Source organism: Candidatus Methylomirabilota bacterium (genome assembly GCA_035936835.1).
Classification (GTDB): domain Bacteria; phylum Methylomirabilota; class Methylomirabilia; order Rokubacteriales; family CSP1-6; genus AR37.
Genome location: DASYVT010000092.1, coordinates 1 through 16,353, shown reverse-complemented (window position 1 = coordinate 16,353; position 16,353 = coordinate 1). Strand labels below are relative to the sequence as shown.

Genomic DNA, 16,353 nt, shown 5'->3' with positions numbered 1-16,353 from the left:
ATTGCCGGGGCCAAGGAAGGCGGTGCCTTCCTGGACGAGTTTCGAGAGCAAGGATTTCGGGAGGTCACGATCTTGCGGGCCACGAGCAATGCTCGATGCAAGGACCCCCGGGTGATTGCGGCCGAGATCTGCGCCAGCCGGTGAGAGGGGCTATGAGCGCGGGGTGATCTGGAGGAGCGACGGCGCTTCGGTTTCGATCTGGATGGTGGTGTGATCGATGCCGAAGCGGGAGTGGAGCACCACGTGCAGCTCGTCCAGGATCCGGTCCGCGGGCGTCCCCGCCTCCACCTCAACGTGGGCGCTCATGGCCTCGCGCCCCGACGTGAGCGTCCACACGTGGAGATCGTGCACCCGCTTGACTCCCTGGGCGCTGCGGAGCGCCGTTTCGATCTCCGCCAGGTCGAGGTGGGCCGGCACGCCCTCGAGCAGCACGTTGACCGCCTGCCTGAGCAGCGCGAACGTGCGCGGCAGGATCAGGAGGCCGATGGCGGCGCTCGCGAGAGCGTCCGCCGCGGTCCAGCCCGTGACCAGGATCACCGCCGCCGCCACGATTACCGCCCCTGAGGAGAGCGCGTCGCCCAGCACCTCGAGGTAGGCCCCGCGCACGTTCAGGCTCTCGCCGGCGCCGGCGTGCAGCAGCCACGCCGCCAGCAGGTTGACGCCGAGCGCCGCCACCGCGACCACAAGCACGGGCCCCGCCGAGACTTCGTGGCGCACCCGCAGGCGATCCCACGCCTCGACCAGGATGGCGATGGCCAGCACGCAGAGGACGACACCGTTGACGAGAGCCGCCAGGATCTCGACGCGGTAGTACCCGTACGTCTTCTCCGCCGTCGCCGGCTTCTCGGCGAACCAGACGGCGAGGAGCGAGAACCCCACCCCCGCCGCGTCGACGAAGAGGTGGGCCGCGTCGGCGAGGAGCGCGAGCGAGTTCGCCCACCAGCCGACCCCGACCTGCACCACCATGAAAGTCGCGCTGAGCGCGAAGACCACCCAGAGGCGATGCTTGTGACGCGAGGCATGCGTGTGGCGGTGGTGCACGGCCTATTTGGCGGCCGGGACCAGCAGGCGCGCTTCTCCCTGGCGGACGCCCTGGCTCTCGTAGAAGCCCGCCCGGGCCTCGAGCGCGAAGCGGAAGTCGCCCATCGGGCCGTACAGCGCGGTGGGGCTCGGGTCCATCTTGAGGATGGAGAAGATGGTGCCGTTCGCTTTCACGAAGGCGATGTCGAGGGCGGCCGGGACGTTCTGCATGTGGAACTGGGTGTTGATCTCGCGGCCGAAGTCGAAAAGGATGAGCGTGTTCTGGATCTCCTGCGGAGTCGAGCACTGGAAGCCGGCCGCCGCCTGCTCGGAATTCTCGGCCACCTTCACCCGGATGGCGACGGTCTTGGCGCCCATTTGGACTGTCACCATGCGGATCGGCATGGACGCGAAGGCCGCGCGCCAGCGCTTGCACTCGCCGTCCTGCGCCGAGGCGCCCCCGGCGACGGACAGGCAGAGCAGCGTGATGGCGGCGAGGCGCGCGCGTGGGCCCCACGGCACGCGCCGGGCGAGCGACGCCAATGCGAAGAGCAGGAGCGCCGTCAGCACCACGGCGCCGCCGGCGGCCAGGCGCAGGTAGTAGGCGGCGGTGAGGCCGATTCCGACTGACGCGAGCGCCATCGCGATGGCCAGGGCCGTCGCGCGGCGGAAGCTCCGGCCGAGGGCGAAGCCCGTGAGCGTCGGAATCACGATCATGGCGCTGACGAGCAGGACGCCCACCATGCGCATGGCGACCACGGTGGTGAGCGCGGTCAGCACGGTCAGCAGCATGTTGAGCGCGGTGACCGGGACGCCGCTCGTCCGCGCCAGGTCCTCGTTGAGCGTGATGGCGAAGAGTTGCCGGTAGGAGAGCAGGATGGTCGTCACCACCACGGCGCCCAAGGCCAGGATGAGCCAGACGTCCGCGGGGCTGACCGTCAGGATGCTGCCGAAGAGGATGGCGAAGAGATCGGCGTTGAAACCGCGCGCGAGGCTGATCAGCACCACGGCCAGCGCGAAGCCGCCGGAGAGGAAGACCGCCAGCGCCGCGTCCCCCTGGAGCGCCCCGCGGGATCGGAGCCGCTCCATGCCGAGCGCGCCGGCCACGGTCACGACGAGGGCGCCAAGGACCGGCGAGGCGCCCACGAGGAGCCCGAGCGCCACGCCCGCCAGCGCGACGTGCGCCAGCGTGTCCGCAATCAGGGAGAGCCGACGCGGCACGAGGAAGACGCCGATCAGCGGGCAGACCACGGCCATGACGGCGCCCGCCACGAACGCGCGCTGCATGAAGCCGAACTGGAGGAAGTCGGGCATGGGGCTAGTGGTCGTGGCTCACGATGCGCACTGACGGCCCGTACAGGGCCGTCAGGGCCGCGTCGCTCAGGAAATCGCCGGGGCGGCCGTGGAAGATGAGCCGCCGGTTGAGGCAGGCGAGCTTCGTGACCTGCTTGGCGACGACGCCGATGTCGTGGCTGACGAGGACGAGGGTGACCTCGCGCTCGCGGTTCAAGTGGTGGAGCATGGCGTAAAAGGAGGTCTGCGCCTCGGGGTCCACGCCGCCCGTGGGCTCGTCCAGGATGATCAGCTCGGGGTCGGAGCAGAGCGCGCGGGCGATCAGCACGCGCTGCTGCTGCCCGGTTGAGAGCGCGCCGATGCGCGCCCGCGCGTGCGCCTCCATGCCGACGCGGGCCAGCGCGTCCGAAACGCGGGCTCTCTGCGCCCGGCCGATACGCTGGAGAAGACCAAGGCTCGCCACGAGGCCGGAGGCGACCACCTCCCGCACGGTCACGGGCAGGGAAGGATCGAGCGCGGCCCGCTGCGGGACATAGCCCAATCGCCGCCACTCGCGGAATGCGGACGGCGGCTGGCCGAAGAGCCTCACCGAGCCTTCCTGGGGTTCCAGCAGCCCCAGCATCACCCGCAGGAGGGTGGTCTTGCCCGAGCCGTTGGGGCCGATGATGCCGAGAAAGTCGCCGGGCTCGACGGTGAGGTTGATGCCGTCGAGCACGCGGACTTCGCCGTAGGAGACGCCCACGCCCTCGAGCTCGACGAAAGGGCGCATCAGGCCGCGCTCCGCCTCGCATCCCACCACGCGCCGGCCGCCGCGCAGGTGGAGCCGAGGAGCAGGCCGCCCAGCATGTCGGACGGCCAGTGCGCGTTCAGCACGAGGCGCGCGACGCCGACCAGGACCACCATGACGGTCACCACGGCGGTGAGCCCGAGCCGCTGGACACGGCTCCACGGCTCCTTGATGGCGAAGTAGATGGCGATGACGGCGAAGGCCGCGGCCCCGGTCATGTGGCCGCTCGGAAAGCCCATGGCCGATCCGCGCGGCCGCGTCCGCCCGACGAGGTGCTTGGCCACCTGTTCGATCAGCGGCGCCCCGAGGAGCACGAGCACGATGAGCCACCAGCGCTTCCTCGCCTCTGGCGAGATGGCAAGGAGCACGAGAGAGGCAGGCAGGAGGCCAGTCCACGAGCCGAACATGTTGGCCCAGGAGAAGAACTCGAGGATAGCCGGAGTCCGGTGCGCCATGACCTCCTCGTAGAGCGTCGAGTCGCCGGGCAGAAGGCCGACGGCAAAGACCAAGACTCCGAGCCCCAGGAACAGCGCGGCGCCTCCCAGGGAGAGCGCGCGCCAATGGCGGGCAGGATGTGCCTCCATGACCTCAGATTGTACTCGGAGGCTGCTGAAAAAGGCCCATCTGCATCATTTAGCAAAGCCCGTTGGGGCGCCCTCGGCCGCACGCTCGTGGCAGTTCGAGCTGAGGGGCGGAGCCCCGAGGCGAGGGCTGAGACAATTGTCCGCCTCGCATCTGGACCTTTTTGAGCAACCTCTGAGGTTCTCAGCATCCGGCCTAGCGGCAGCCGAGGCCGTCGCGGAGGCTCGTGAGGTTGGCCATCATGAGTTCGACGTAGCCCGTGCCCGCCTTGGCCTCCGAGGTTGTGACGCCCTCGACAGGGTTGAGCGGCAGGATCCGTACGCCGACCTCGCGCGCGAGCGTCTCGGCCAGCCGCGGGCTGACCAGGGGCTCGAGGAAGATCGCCGTGACCTTGCGCTGCCTGGCCTGCCGGACGATCCCAACCAGCGCGGCCGGGCTCGGCTCGGCCTCCGGGGTGAGCCCCATCACCGGTATCTGTTCGAGTCGATAGCGGCGCGTCAGATAGCCGAATGCCGCGTGCGACACCACGACTTCGCGCCGCGCGCAGTCGCGGAGCCCCGTCTCGAAGCTCACGTTGAGCGCCTCGAGCCTGGCGTTGAAGGCGCTGGCGTTGTCGGCGTAGGGGGCTTTGCCGGCCGGGTCGCTCCGCTCGAGCGCGGCGCGGATCGCCTCGACCTCGCTCCGGGCCAGCACGGGATCGAGCCAGACATGGGGATCCACGTCGCCGCTCGCCCCGGCGCGCGCGACCGTCAGTCCCGCGCTCGCGGCAACCACCACGGTCGCGGGCCTCGCGGCTTCCTTGATCAACTTCTCGGCCCACGGCTCGAAGCCGGCGCCGTTGTACACGAAGACTCGCGCCCGCTGCACCTGTGCGACGTCTTGCGGCGAGGGCTCCCAGTCGTGCCCGTGCACACCGGGCGGCACCAGCGAGAGCACTTGCGCGCGCTCGCCCGCCACCTGGCGCGCGAACTCGTACATCGGGTAGAAGCTGGCGACGACGAGTGGCTTGCCCTCGGGCGGGGACGCCTGCTGGCAGCCGGCGGAGGCCAGGGGCGCGAGGACGACCAGCAGGAGCCAGGAGCGCGCGGGTGCCCTCACGCCGGGGCCGCGCTGCCGGTCGCCCGTGTGACCACGGCCAGGACGAGCAGGATGAGCCCGAAGGCGCAAACGACCGTCGCGCCGGTGGGGAGGTCGAGGATGGCCGAGGCGACCATGGCCACAACGCTCACGAAGGTGCCGAAGCCCCAGGCCACGGCGAGCCGTCTGGAGACGGTGCCCCCCAGAAGATTGGCCGCCAGCGTCGGCACGATCAGGTACGAGAAGACCAGCAGCACCCCGGCGATCCGCACCGAGCTCGTCACGACGACGCCGAAGGACGCATAGAAGAGAAAGTCCCACCGGCGCACTCGCCAGCCGTCGCTGTAGGCTTTGTCGGGATCGGTCGAGATGAGCAGGAAGGGGCGCCGGCACAGCCAATGGAAGAGCCCGACGACGGCGTACAGGCACGCGACCTTGATGACCTCGCTGCCTCTCACGGCCAGGATGCTGCCGACCAGCATGCTCCGCAGGTGCTCGGCCCCGTGCGGCGTGCGGTCGGCGACGAGGACGGCGGCCGCGGCGGAGACGGCGTAGACGACTCCGATGACCGCTTCCTGGGACACGCGCCGCTCGCGGCTCCGCGTGAGCGCGAACACGGAGGCGCCCAGGATCGTGAAGGTGAGCCCGAAGGCGTACGAGCCCCACGATTCGAGATCGTACCCCAAGAGGAACGCCGCGGTCGCGCCGAGCGCGGCGATCTGCGCGAGGGCGATATCCACGAACACGACCTCCCGCGCGATGACGTGGAGACCGAGATAAGCGTGGATGCCCGTCAGCACCAGGCACATCAGGAACGGCACCCACATCAGCGCGAGGAGGTCGTGGGCCACGGCTCTATTTAAGCATCTGGGCGAGCGTCTTCACGTTGAAATCGACGGCCTCGATGAACGTGTCGGTGCCTTTCAGGGCGCCTACCGAGGACGCCAGGATGGCCGCCTGGGCCCCGGCCTCCTGGGCGATCCGCTCCACCAGCTTGAAGTCGCTCCACGGCTCCGCGATGATCGCTTTCACACGGTCCTCTTTCATCAGGTTGACGAGCTTGATGATGTGGTTCGCGGTCGCCGGAATGCCGGGCCGCTCCTCGACGGTGCCGACCTGGACGAGGCCGAAGCGGGTGAGCAGGTAGATCCACTGCGCGTGGTTCACGACGACGGGAGAACCCTTGTAGGGCGCGAGCATCTTGTTCCAGCGGCCCATCGCCTCGTCGAGGCGCGCCAGGAACTGCTGGCGGTTGCGCTCGAAGGCGGCGCGGTGCTGGGGCGCGACGCGCGTGAGCCCCTCGAGGATGTTCTGCGTGACGGCGGGAGCCATCTCCGGGTCGAGGCTGTAGTGCGGGTTGCCGGACGGGTGGACGTCTCCCATCGAGCGGTCCACGCGGGTCTTCGGCACCTCGAGGACGAGGATGCCGCGGGAGGCGTCGATGCGTCCCGGGGCGCCCGGGTTGACGTTCGCATTATTCGCGCCTTGGGCGACCACGTCGGCCCAGTCGTCGAGACCGAGGCCGTTGACGATCATGGCGTCCGCGCGGCGCACCTTGACCATGAGGCTCGGGCGGACCTCCACGTCGTGAGCGGTCTGGTTGGGCCGTGCCATGGCCTCAACGTCAGCGAGATCCCCAGTGACCGCCTCGGTCAGCGATTTCAAGTCGGTGGTGCTGGTGACGACGCGAAGCTTCTGGGCGCTCGCGGCGGGGGCGCCGAGCACTGCCCACACTGCCGCGAGAGACAGGGTCAGAGTCAGGAGTCGTCGCATGGTCGTCGGTCCTGTCCGCATCAGAATCGGTCCGCCGGGTGGGCGCCCATTATAAAGGTGGCCTGGAGGAAATACTCGCTCAGCTGCCTGGCGCTGCCGCCGTTGTCCTGGAAGTCCAGGTAGCGGCAGCACTGGCTCCGGGTCGTCTGCTTGTATCCGAGCCTGAAGCGCAGGAACTCCGAGGGATAGTACGTGAGGAAGGGCTGCACGGCCCACTCCGTGCCGGAGGCGGCGGGGTACTGGGTCCTGTCGTAGCGGAAGCCCAGGAGCCACTTTGACAGCTCTCCGTGGTTGAAGGGCCGCAGCTCGCCGCCGACGTAGAAGCCCTGGCTGTTGCGATGGCGCGTCCCATCGAACCCGTCCGCGTCGGTCATGACGACGTCCCGGAATGAGAGGAGGTACTCGCCCAGGAGGGTGAACGCCGCGCGCTGCCAGCCCGGCGGCGTGTACTTGTACTTGGCGTCGAAGCCGACGATGGTGCTGCTCTTCTGCTGGGGCGTTTGTCCGGCCGCGACCGAGGAGCCCAGCTGGATGGCGCCCCAGTCGTCAAGGTCGAAGAACGTCCGCAGCCGGCCGGTCACGAGCGGATTCGAGATCTGGTCACGGCCGAAGGCGACGTTGTTCTGGCCGTTGAAGACGCCGCCGAGCAGCTCGAGGTAGAACGGCAGGGGCGGCACCCAGGTTGCCTCAAAGCCCGCGTCGACCAGGCCCCCCTTGCCGAAGAACTGCTGGAGGACGTTCGGGTTGTCGATGAATGGCCAGTCGTGGGCGTGGATCTGGTTCAGGTAGCCGAAGCGGTTGCGCATCTGGCCCATCTTGAGCTGCGTGCCGTATGGGAGGGCCGTGAGCGTGAGGTTGGCCTCGGCCACCGATACGGTGAGGCCCTCTCCTCGCTGATCCTGCCCCGCCTCGATCCGCACCTCGGCGCGGGCATACGGGTCGATCTGCCCGAAGAACGACACCTCTCCCTCGCGCAGGAAGAAGAGGTTCTCGAGGCCTGGGAAGCTGCCGCCCTGGTTCTTCTGGACGTTGTGCTGGGTCAGGTTGCCGACAAAGTCACCCGTCACGCCCATGTCGAAGAGGAGCTGGCCCGGGCCTCGGCGCTCGTAGAGCGCGTAAGGTTGGCGGGGCCTGATCAGGTCGAGGGCCGTCGGCTCGCTGCCGGGCGGCCGCTGCGCGGTCAGCCCGATCGCGGGCGGTGCGCCGGGCGCAGGCTGTGCGGCCGCCGGCTGCACGGTCGCCGGCGCGGCCGTGGCGGCCGGCTGCGGGCGCGCCTCGACGCGGTCGAGGCGTTCTGCCATCGAGTCCAAGGTCTTCTTGTACTGCTCCTGCATGGCTTCGAACTGCTTGCGCATCTGCTCCATCTCGCGGCGCAGCGCTAGAGCGTCCTGCGCGGCGGCGGACGTGGCCGGGGCGAGCAGGCCCAGCACGAGCACGACTGCGACGAATGCACGCATGGCCTTCTCCTTTTGGTGCGGCGAATGAGCGGGCGCGCGCGCGGAATAACTCCCGGGCGCTGGCCGACTACCAAGGAATCAGCGGGGCGGGCTAGACGAGAGGGGGAGCGCGACTATCGGTGAAGCTGAGGAATGGGCTCGGCACCCATCCCGACGACGTGACGGCGATCGGCAGGGCGACCAGTTCAGGCGACGCGATCGCAAGCGGTTCGGGCGCCCAGCCGGCGGTGTGGACGGCGGATAGCTCCGCCAGGGGACACTCGGCGTTGTAAAGCCCGAGGCGTCCGTCCTCGTGACTGTGGCTCGGTTGGCTGCCTTCGACGGCGAAGGTGAGGGCCAGCAGGGCCAGCAGCAGGACGATGGCGGCGCGATAGCTCCGAGGCCGCAAGCTCTTCATGGCTGGGCTATCTGTATACGCGAGCCCGTGGAAATTTGCAAGAAATCGGGCGCGTTACGGGGTCCGCAGATACGTCTGGTTGCCCTTGGTCACCAGATCGTAGCGCGGGACTGAGTCGGAGAAGCCCGGCGGACCCAGCCCCGTGCAGGGGTCGAACTGGTAGCCGTGCCACGGGCATTCGAGATAGCCGTCCCGCACGACACCTTCGCCGAGCGGGCCGTTCTGGTGCGGGCAGACGTTGGAGATGGCGCACAGCGCGCCATTCTTGCGGACCACGGCGATCCGCTCGCCCCCGTTGTGCTCGCCCCTGACGTGCACGGTGACCGCGCGGCCCTCTTCAAGCTCGGTGAAGGTGCCGAGGAGGATGAGACCGTCGGCGCTGGCGGGCGCCGGGCGATCGCCCCGGGACTCCTTGATCGCCGCGGCAAGGTGCAGCGCGGCCACGAGGAGCGCAATGAGCCACAGCAGCCCGAGGAGCCGCCAGTTCACCGGCGGGTCGCCCGCGAAGCGGACCGTGAAGTGGACGACGACGAGGGCGTAACCGGCGTAGACCGCCATGTGCAGGCGCTTCCAGCCGGGAGGCGTCCAGGCGTGGAGGAAGTAGTCCCACGAGGTCAGCGCCATCACCGTCAGGATGGTGAGCGCCCCGACGCCGAAGAGCGTGAAGGGGATGCGGAGGAAGGTCTGCCCCGGCAGCACCTCGAGGAGGTTCGCGGGCTTCCAGCTGTTCCCGTAGTGCATGACGACGGTCGCGTGGAAGACGGCGAGCGCCCACGTGGTCACGCCGAGGTGGCGCCGGTTGTAGATGAAGCGGGTGGCCGGGCGCCAGAGCCGGGCGAGCGGGCCCAGGCTGATCGCAGCGGAGAGGAAGAGGAAGGCCAGGAGGGCGGTCGCCTTGACGAGGAAGACGTCGAGGTCGGGGCCGCTCCAGAGCGCACGGCCACCGAAGAACCACGCGGCCACGATCATGGCCAGCACGGCGTCGAACCGCCGTTTCGACGTGAAGGTCACGGCTGCATGAAGACGATGAAGGTGACCACGGTGGCGACGACAAGCAGCCACGCGATCCAGATGTGCCGGTGCAGCCGCCTGAGTTCGCCGATCATGACTGCCCCTCCTTGACGAGCGCGGTGATCTGGACATCCGGCGGGGTGCCCGTGAGCGTGAAGCGCACGACATCCCCGGGGCGGGCGCGCTCGAGGGTCTTCGGGTTCTGAACTTTGAAGCCCATCGTCATCCCGGCCGGCATGAAGCCGGGGATCTCGTCGTGGGTCAGCACCACGACCTGGATCTCCGGGATCACGGCCCGCACGACGCCCTTGACGATCCACGTCTGCTCGCCGCCGACGACCAGGACCCGCTGCCGGCTCTCCAGCAGCCGCCGCTCGAGGCGCGGAATCTGCTGCCCCCAGGCGAGCCAGCCCGCGAGGACGCCGACGCCCACCGCCAGGTTGAGCAGGAGGACCACGCGCCAGAGCCGCATCAGTGCACGTGCTCGTCGGGAGGCGCCGCGACCGCGGTCTCCTGGTTGAGCGTCTGGATCTCGGCCAGCAGCACCTTGATGTCCGACCAGCCCGGCGAAGGTCCCCCCGGCAGCCACCGCGCGCGGAAGTAGCCCGAGCGATCGATCAGGAACTCCATGTGGGCGGGCATGGGCGAGTTGGGCAGGGCGCCCTCGGGAGCCCGCGTGCGCCGGAACAGGGCGTAGGTCGAGACGATCTCTGCCGCGCCCTCGGTGGCCACGGAGAACAGGATGCGGGGAGATGCCCCGATGCGCGACAGGATTTTTTCTCCACCGTCCATGGGCACGGCGATGACGGCCGCGTTGAAGCTCCGGAGATCGGAGTAGGCCTGGGCGAGCTCGCTGAGCCGTGCGCGCGACGAGGGCAGGGTGAACAGCACGAGCAAGACCGGCTGCCGGCCGCGGTAGTCCTTGAGGCTCATCTGCGCGGGTCCCGTGGCGAAGGTGAAATCGGGGGCCGCCAGGCGCGGGCGCTCGGGCTCGTCGATGTCGGTGAGACTGCGGGCCGCTTCGCCGGCCGACAGCGCGCGAAGGAAGTTGATCAGGTCCCAGCGCCCGTCCTCCGAGAGCTGGACGCCGAAGCCCGGCATGACGATGCCGACGCCGTGGGTGAGCCACCAGAAGATGTCGCCGGCTGTGTGGTCATTGGTGTGTGGCGCGGTCAAGTCGGCCGGTCGCCGAAGCAGCCCCGCCGCCGCAGGTCCGTCCCCGCGGCCCGTCGGGCCATGGCAGCCGGCGCAGTGGATTCGGTAGAGGGCGGACCCATGAGCGACCGAGGCGACGTTGTAGGGGACCGCGGGCCGCCGGTAGGTCGTCGGGTAGGCGTCGACGGCGAGCGGTGGCAGCGCCTGCTGCGCCCCCGCGACAACGAGCACCGCCGCGCCGGCAAGCATGAGCGGGCGCCAGCGCCGGAGGAGACAGCCCGCGACCAAGACCAGCACGCCGACGAAGGCGGTCTGGGCGCCGATGAAGACGCGGGTCTTGACGCCGGGGAAGTTCCACGTGACGTCGGGGGCCAGGCGGAAGCTGAAGGGCCACTCGGGTGTCATATGGCGGCCCGGTGGCGTCAACGCCAGCACCGCGGCCACGACCACGAGCGCCGCGCCGACGATGGCCTCGACCCCGACGAAACCCGCGAGGCTCCTCATGGCGGGCCGGCCCACGGTGGAGCCGTCGCCCCCCAGGCGAGGCAGCAGGCTGCCGCGGTTCCAGCCGGCCAGCCCCAGCACGGGGAGGAGCAGCGCGACCTTGAGCAGGACCAGCCGGCCGTAGCCCGTGCCCACGAGGCCCGGGACGCCGCCGACTTCGTTCCAGGCATTCCACACGCCGGTGGCGACGATGACCGTCATCACGGCGAGCGCCCAGGTCGAGAAGCGGCGCGTGGCCAGCACCGCGAAGGGCCGCGAGTCGGCGCCGGCCTCGCGCGAGGCCGCGACCAGGAGCAGGGCGAGGGCCGGCAAGGCCCCGAGCCAGGCGCCGGTGGCGACCAGGTGGACGGCGTTGACGAGCGCGGGCAGTGCGCTGCCGGGATCCACCCCTACCGCGTGACCGGCCCATGCCGATAGGCCCACGCCCGCGGCGGCGAGGAGTCCCGCCTCGATACGCCAGGCGAGCCAGTCGGGAGGCGACTCGTCACTCTCACGGAGAAGGACGAGGGCCGCCAGCAGCAGGAGGATCGCGTGGCGAAGGAGCCACACCGTCCCGAACTGCGTCGCCCCGAGGAGGCGCAGCCACGCCGTGCCGTCGGCGGCGCCGTCGACCCGGCCCGTCACGACGGTGACCTGCCATCCAAGCGCCGCCACGCCCGAGACGAGGAGAAGCGCGGCGAGCCAGCGCGTGGAGCGCGCGAGGCGTCGGTGCCACCGGCGCGCCGTCGGCTTGTCGCTCGGGCCCGCGAGAAGACTCATGGCAATGACGCCGACGATGAGGAGGCCGGCGCCCGTGGAGAGCGCGCGGATCCCGACGCCGACCCCGCTCATCGGGCGGCGGCCTTGACGGTGAAGGCGAAGCTCGACTCGACGACATGGCCGTCCACCGACAGCACGCGGAACCGCGCGGTGTAGCGCCCGGGGCCGAGGTTGGGCGTGCTCACCGAAAGGAGGGTCGGGTCATTCGAATCGACCGCGGCGTCGCCCGCATCCACCTGCGTGCCGGCCTCGCTCCAGACCGACAGCTTGGCGTAGGCGGGCTCGATCCGCTCGCTGAACCAGAGCCTGACGCGCTCGGGCGCGCGGGTGACCGTCGCGCTGCGTCCGGGCTCGGAGCGCACGAGCAGCGAATGCGCGGGCGCGGCGCCGGGGGAGAGCCCGACAGCCGAGAGCGCGCCGGCCCCGGCCAGGGCGGCGAACAGGATCGCGCGGCCCCTGGTCATTCGGGCCTGTGCGCGGGGCGCGCGAGGAGTCGCACGATCAGGACCAGCAGCAGGACGGTGACGAAGGCCAGGCCGCCCGCCAGCAGGGCCACGGTGATGGGGCTCATCGGCGCCGATGCGAGAGGACCGCCGTGGTCCGCCGAAGCGGGCGCGGCGGACAGGAGGAGCGGGAGAGCGAGGAGTAGGCGTGAGGCCATCACCGCATCATTATAATGGGGGTATGACCCCTCCCGCTCCCAGCCGGCCCCGCGCTGTCCTCTTCGATGCCGGCAACACGCTCATGCGGATGAACTACCCGGCGATCGCCGACCACCTGAAGAGCCGAGGTCGCGAGGTCTCGATCGAGGCGATCGAAGAGGCGGAGCTTCGCGCCCGGGTGCGGCTCGACGCCGACCTCGCGCGCGGCGCCTCGACCGAGGGGCGCACGGCCCAGGACTCCTACCTCGCCTACCTACTGGAAGGTCTCGGCATCACTGCGCCTACCGAGATCGAGGCCGCCGCGGGCTTCCGCCGGAGCTACAACGCGCCCGCCGGGCTTTTCAACGTCGCGGACCCGGACGCGCTGGCGGCGATCCTTCGGGTGAAGGCGGCCGGCCTCGTGGCGGGCGTGGTGTCGAACTCCAACGGGTGGGCGCGTGCGCTCCTCGCCGGCGCGGGGCTCGGGGACGCGCTCGATTTCGTCATCGACTCGGCCGTCGTCGGCGTCGAGAAGCCGGATCCGAAGATCTTCCGCCTGGGCCTCGAGCAGGCGGGCGTCGCCGCCCACGAGGCCGTATACGTCGGCGACCTCTACTCCGTGGACGTGCTGGGCTCCCGCGCCGCGGGTCTCGGCGCCATCCTCCTCGACCCGCGCGGCTTCTGGGGCCCGCGCGATTGCGTCACGGCCCGGGATCTCCTCGAGGCGACCGGGCTCATCTTGGGAACGGCTGGGGGAACGATCAGAAAGGAGCAGTCATGAACCGAGGCACGACATCGCTGCGACGCTCGCTCCTCGCCGTGCTCGTCGCCGCCGCGCTTGTCGGGGCGGGGGCCGCGGCCGCCTGGACCGCGGCGACGGCGCAGACGCACCAGCACCAGCAGGCCGCGGCGCCCGAGAAGGCCGGGTGGCTCGCGAAGCTCGCCCCCGCGGCCCGCACCGAGGCGATCCAGCGTCAGCTGCGCGGCTTCGAGACGACGATGGCCGAGGTTGCCTACCGCTACGGCGAAATGTACTGGGGCGGGGTGGACGGCAACTGGGGCTACGCCGAGCACATGTACGAGGAGCTGGGTAAGGCGATCGAGCTCGGGCTCGAGCGGCGGCCGGAGTACCGCCAGAGCGCGGAGACGTTCGTCCTCAAAACGACGCTGCCGCAGGTCGGCGAGGCGATCAAGAAGAAGGACCAGGCGCTCTTCAAGCAGCGGATCGAGGGGCTGCGCGCCGCCTGCACTGGCTGCCACGCGGCCGAGAAGCACGCCTTCATCAAGATCGGCCTGCCCACCGTGCGCCGCAACCCAATCGAAAAGCCCTAGGTAGGGAGGGTCACGAAGGGGTAGCGGCGGAGGGCGTCGAAGACCTCGGCCTTCATGCGTAGGACGGCCTCGGCGCTCCGGCCCTCGAAGCGCAGGGTCAGGTACGGGTTGGTGTTCGACGCGCGCACGAGCCCCCACCCGTCGGGGAAGAGGATGCGCGCGCCGTCGATGTCGACGATCTCGTAGCGCCGCTTGAACTCGGCGGTAAGCGCGGCGATCACGGCGAACTTCCGGTCGTCAGGGCAGGCGGCCTTGAGCTCCGGCGTCGAGTGGAAATGCGGCAGCGTGTCGAAGTGGGCGGAGACCGGCAGCGGGTCGCGCGCCATCAGCTCGAGGATCTTGCACGAGGCCAGGATGCCGTCGTCCACGCCGTACCAGTTCTCGCCGAAGAACATGTGCCCCGAGACCTCGCCGCCCAGCAGGATCCCGTCCTCCCGCATCTTGCGCTTGAGGTGGGAGTGGCCTGTCTTCCACATGACGGGCTTCCCGCCGTGGGCCCGCACGTCGTCCACGAGCGCCTGCGAGGACTTGACGTCGAAGACTACCTGGGCGCCGGGATGGCGGGTCAGCAGGTCTCGGGCTAAGAGCGCCAGGATGAGGTCGGCTTCGTGGCGGCGGCCGCGCTCGTCCACGACGCCCACGCGGTCGGCGTCGCCGTCGTAGGCGAGCCCGATGTCCGCGCGCGTCTCGAGCACCTTGGCGACGAGTTCGCGCGTGTTCTCCTCCATCTCGGGATCGGGCAGGTGGTTGGGGAAGGTACCGTCGGACTCGCAGTAGAGCTCGATCACGTCTGCGCCCAGCCGGCGCAGCAGCTCGGGGGCGAAGCTGCCCGCGATGCCGTTGCCGGCATCGGCCACGACCTTGAGCCGGCGCGAGAGCTTCACGCTCGAGGTGATGGCGTCGAAGTAGTCATTGCGGGGGTTTCGCGTGGTTCTCGCGCCCGCGCCGCGCTCGAAATCTCCGCTCGTGATCGTCGCCAGGAGGCCCTGGATCTCCTCCTCGGTCAGCGGCGCGGCGCGAGCAAGGACCATCTTGACGCCGTTGTCGGAGACGGGGTTGTGGCTGCCGGTGACGGTGGCGCCGCCGTCGAGCTTCCAGTGCGCGACCGCGAAGTAGAGGAGCGGGGTGTGGTTGACCCCGATGTCCACGACGTCGAGCCCGGTCGACAGCATGCCGGTGGCGAAGGCCTCCTTGAGAGGCGGCGACGTCGTGCGGTTGTCCATCCCGAGCGCGACGGCGCGACCGCCCCGCCGGCGGACGAGCGTGCCGTAGGCGCGCCCGACTTCCCCGAAGACGTCCGGCGTGATGTCGATGCCGACCTTGCCGCGGACGTCATACGCGCGGAAAATGAACGGGTTGAAGTCGGTCACGATCTATTCAGCCCTCGCCTCACCGCTAGCGTTTCGGCTCGAACATCAAGTCCGCCTTCAGACGACGGCGATAGCTTCGACTTCGATGAGCCAATCGGGGTGGGCGAGCGCCGCGACGGCGACCAGCGTCGAGGCGGGGCCCTTCTTGCCGAAGAACTCCTCTCGCACCGGGATCAACTCCTGCCGGTGCCGGATATCGGTCAGATAGGTGTTGATCTTGACGATGGAGGCCATGGTGCCGCCTCCCGCCTCCACCTGGGCCTTGATGGCCCGGAACGCTTCCCGCGCCTGAGCCGCGAGGTCGCCGCGGTGGGCCGGCTGGCCCTTTTCGTCGTACGCGACCTGTCCCGCGAGGAAGAGGATGGTCTGGGCGCCCGTGACCTTGACGCCCTGAGAGTAGGTGGGAGGGTCGAAGACGCCGGGAGCGCAGTACCGCTCGATCTTGGCCATGCGAATCTCCTTGAGGGACGCCGGGTCTTGGGCGAATATGACGACGCCGCGCGGGTCCGCTGCTCCATACGCTAGTGGCCCCGGGCGTGACAGTCAACCCCCAATAAGAGGATCGGACATGGCGAACGAGTACGTGCTCGTCCACGGCGCCTGCCACGGCGCGTGGTGCTGGGATGAGGTGGCGGCGCGGCTTCGCGCCAAGGGGCACCGCGTGGTCACCCTCGACCTGCCGGGTCACGGGAGGCGGGCTGCCGAGGTGCGTCACGCGGGAGTGGAAGCGTACGGGCGTGCGGTGGCGAATGCCATGGCGCTCGAGGGCATCAGCCGTGGAGTGCTGGTCGGCCACTCCATGGGCGGACTCGTGATCCCGAAAGCCGCTGAGCTGGCCCCCGCGCGCGTCGCCCACCTGGTCTTCCTGGCGGCCGTGGTCGTGCCCGATGGCGGAAACCTGGCCGCGACGCTGATGACGCCCGCCGGCCGCGCGATGATGACCGGCAACGCCGCCGCGCGCGGCGACGGCACCTTCCTCTACCCGGCCGAGTTCGCCTGGGCGCGCTGGATGGGCGACATGCCGCGGAGCGACCCGCGCGTATCGAGCGCGATCTCGCTCCTCACGCCGCAGGCCCTCCGGCCATTCGTCGAGACCGTGGACTTCCGCGTCTTCTACGGGATGCGCGTGCCCCGCACATATATTCGCTGTCTTCAAGATAAGGCCGTGGTGCCCGCGAGGGCCGCCGAGCGCGCG

The 16,353-nt window shown here is 69.9% G+C and carries 19 protein-coding genes; 3 read left to right on the top strand and 16 right to left on the bottom strand.

Annotation, left to right across the window (positions count from 1 at the left end; all coding sequences use genetic code 11):
• Positions 1-150 precede the first annotated feature (150 nt).
• The 14 genes from VGV06_07670 to VGV06_07605 all read right to left on the bottom strand — a co-directional run bounded on the left by VGV06_07670 (position 151) and on the right by VGV06_07605 (position 12,476).
• Positions 151-1,041: a cation diffusion facilitator family transporter gene (locus VGV06_07670; protein HEV2055035.1), complete on the bottom strand. Its 891-nt coding sequence runs from the start codon at positions 1,039-1,041 to the stop codon at positions 151-153.
• A gap of 3 nt (positions 1,042-1,044) precedes the next feature.
• A complete protein-coding gene (locus VGV06_07665) occupies positions 1,045-2,334 on the bottom strand; it encodes a metal ABC transporter permease (GenBank protein HEV2055034.1) in 1,290 nt (429 codons plus the stop codon).
• A gap of 4 nt (positions 2,335-2,338) precedes the next feature.
• Positions 2,339-3,082 (bottom strand): metal ABC transporter ATP-binding protein, encoded by a 744-nt coding sequence (locus tag VGV06_07660; protein ID HEV2055033.1) that lies wholly within the window; start codon positions 3,080-3,082, stop codon positions 2,339-2,341.
• Positions 3,082-3,684, bottom strand: a complete 603-nt coding sequence (locus VGV06_07655; protein HEV2055032.1) for a phosphatase PAP2 family protein — start codon at positions 3,682-3,684, stop codon at positions 3,082-3,084. The genes VGV06_07660 and VGV06_07655 overlap by 1 nt, the downstream gene beginning before the upstream one ends.
• Positions 3,685-3,877: 193 nt before the next feature.
• A complete protein-coding gene (locus VGV06_07650; GenBank protein HEV2055031.1) occupies positions 3,878-4,780 on the bottom strand; it encodes a zinc ABC transporter substrate-binding protein in 903 nt (300 codons plus the stop codon).
• Entirely contained in the window at positions 4,777-5,610 is an 834-nt protein-coding gene (locus tag VGV06_07645) for a metal ABC transporter permease (protein HEV2055030.1), read from the bottom strand. Before VGV06_07645 ends, VGV06_07650 begins: the two co-directional genes overlap by 4 nt.
• A gap of 4 nt (positions 5,611-5,614) precedes the next feature.
• Positions 5,615-6,532 (bottom strand): metal ABC transporter substrate-binding protein, encoded by a 918-nt coding sequence (locus VGV06_07640; protein ID HEV2055029.1) that lies wholly within the window; start codon positions 6,530-6,532, stop codon positions 5,615-5,617.
• A gap of 20 nt (positions 6,533-6,552) precedes the next feature.
• A complete protein-coding gene (locus tag VGV06_07635) occupies positions 6,553-7,989 on the bottom strand; it encodes a hypothetical protein (GenBank protein HEV2055028.1) in 1,437 nt (478 codons plus the stop codon).
• A gap of 91 nt (positions 7,990-8,080) precedes the next feature.
• Positions 8,081-8,386, bottom strand: a complete 306-nt coding sequence (locus tag VGV06_07630) for a hypothetical protein (protein HEV2055027.1) — start codon at positions 8,384-8,386, stop codon at positions 8,081-8,083.
• 54 nt (positions 8,387-8,440) lie between these two features.
• Positions 8,441-9,397 (bottom strand): Rieske 2Fe-2S domain-containing protein, encoded by a 957-nt coding sequence (locus tag VGV06_07625; GenBank protein ID HEV2055026.1) that lies wholly within the window; start codon positions 9,395-9,397, stop codon positions 8,441-8,443.
• Between the two features lie 91 nt (positions 9,398-9,488).
• A complete protein-coding gene (locus VGV06_07620; protein ID HEV2055025.1) occupies positions 9,489-9,869 on the bottom strand; it encodes a copper-binding protein in 381 nt (126 codons plus the stop codon).
• Entirely contained in the window at positions 9,869-11,887 is a 2,019-nt protein-coding gene (locus VGV06_07615; GenBank protein ID HEV2055024.1) for a CopD family protein, read from the bottom strand. Before VGV06_07615 ends, VGV06_07620 begins: the two co-directional genes overlap by 1 nt.
• Complete coding sequence (locus VGV06_07610) at positions 11,884-12,279, bottom strand: copper resistance CopC family protein (GenBank protein HEV2055023.1); 396 nt, start codon at positions 12,277-12,279, stop codon at positions 11,884-11,886. The genes VGV06_07615 and VGV06_07610 overlap by 4 nt, the downstream gene beginning before the upstream one ends.
• On the bottom strand, positions 12,276-12,476 hold the full coding sequence (locus tag VGV06_07605; GenBank protein HEV2055022.1) for a hypothetical protein: 201 nt from the start codon (positions 12,474-12,476) through the stop codon (positions 12,276-12,278). The genes VGV06_07610 and VGV06_07605 overlap by 4 nt, the downstream gene beginning before the upstream one ends.
• 23 nt (positions 12,477-12,499) lie before the next feature.
• On the opposite strand from VGV06_07605, the gene VGV06_07600 reads away from it, so the two are divergent.
• Positions 12,500-13,237: an HAD family hydrolase gene (locus tag VGV06_07600; protein HEV2055021.1), complete on the top strand. Its 738-nt coding sequence runs from the start codon at positions 12,500-12,502 to the stop codon at positions 13,235-13,237.
• Positions 13,234-13,788, top strand: a complete 555-nt coding sequence (locus VGV06_07595) for a hypothetical protein (protein ID HEV2055020.1) — start codon at positions 13,234-13,236, stop codon at positions 13,786-13,788. The genes VGV06_07600 and VGV06_07595 overlap by 4 nt, the downstream gene beginning before the upstream one ends.
• Here VGV06_07595 and VGV06_07590 read toward each other — a convergent pair.
• Both VGV06_07590 and VGV06_07585 read right to left on the bottom strand, forming a co-directional pair.
• Complete coding sequence (locus tag VGV06_07590) at positions 13,785-15,158, bottom strand: phosphomannomutase/phosphoglucomutase (protein HEV2055019.1); 1,374 nt, start codon at positions 15,156-15,158, stop codon at positions 13,785-13,787. The two genes, VGV06_07595 and VGV06_07590, sit on opposite strands and share 4 nt — an antisense overlap.
• Before the next feature lie 57 nt (positions 15,159-15,215).
• Positions 15,216-15,608, bottom strand: coding sequence for a RidA family protein (locus VGV06_07585; protein ID HEV2055018.1), 393 nt, complete (start codon positions 15,606-15,608; stop codon positions 15,216-15,218).
• Positions 15,609-15,726: 118 nt separating this feature from the next.
• On the opposite strand from VGV06_07585, the gene VGV06_07580 reads away from it, so the two are divergent.
• Positions 15,727-16,353 (top strand): alpha/beta fold hydrolase (locus tag VGV06_07580; GenBank protein HEV2055017.1); only part of this gene is annotated, 627 nt, incomplete at its 3' end.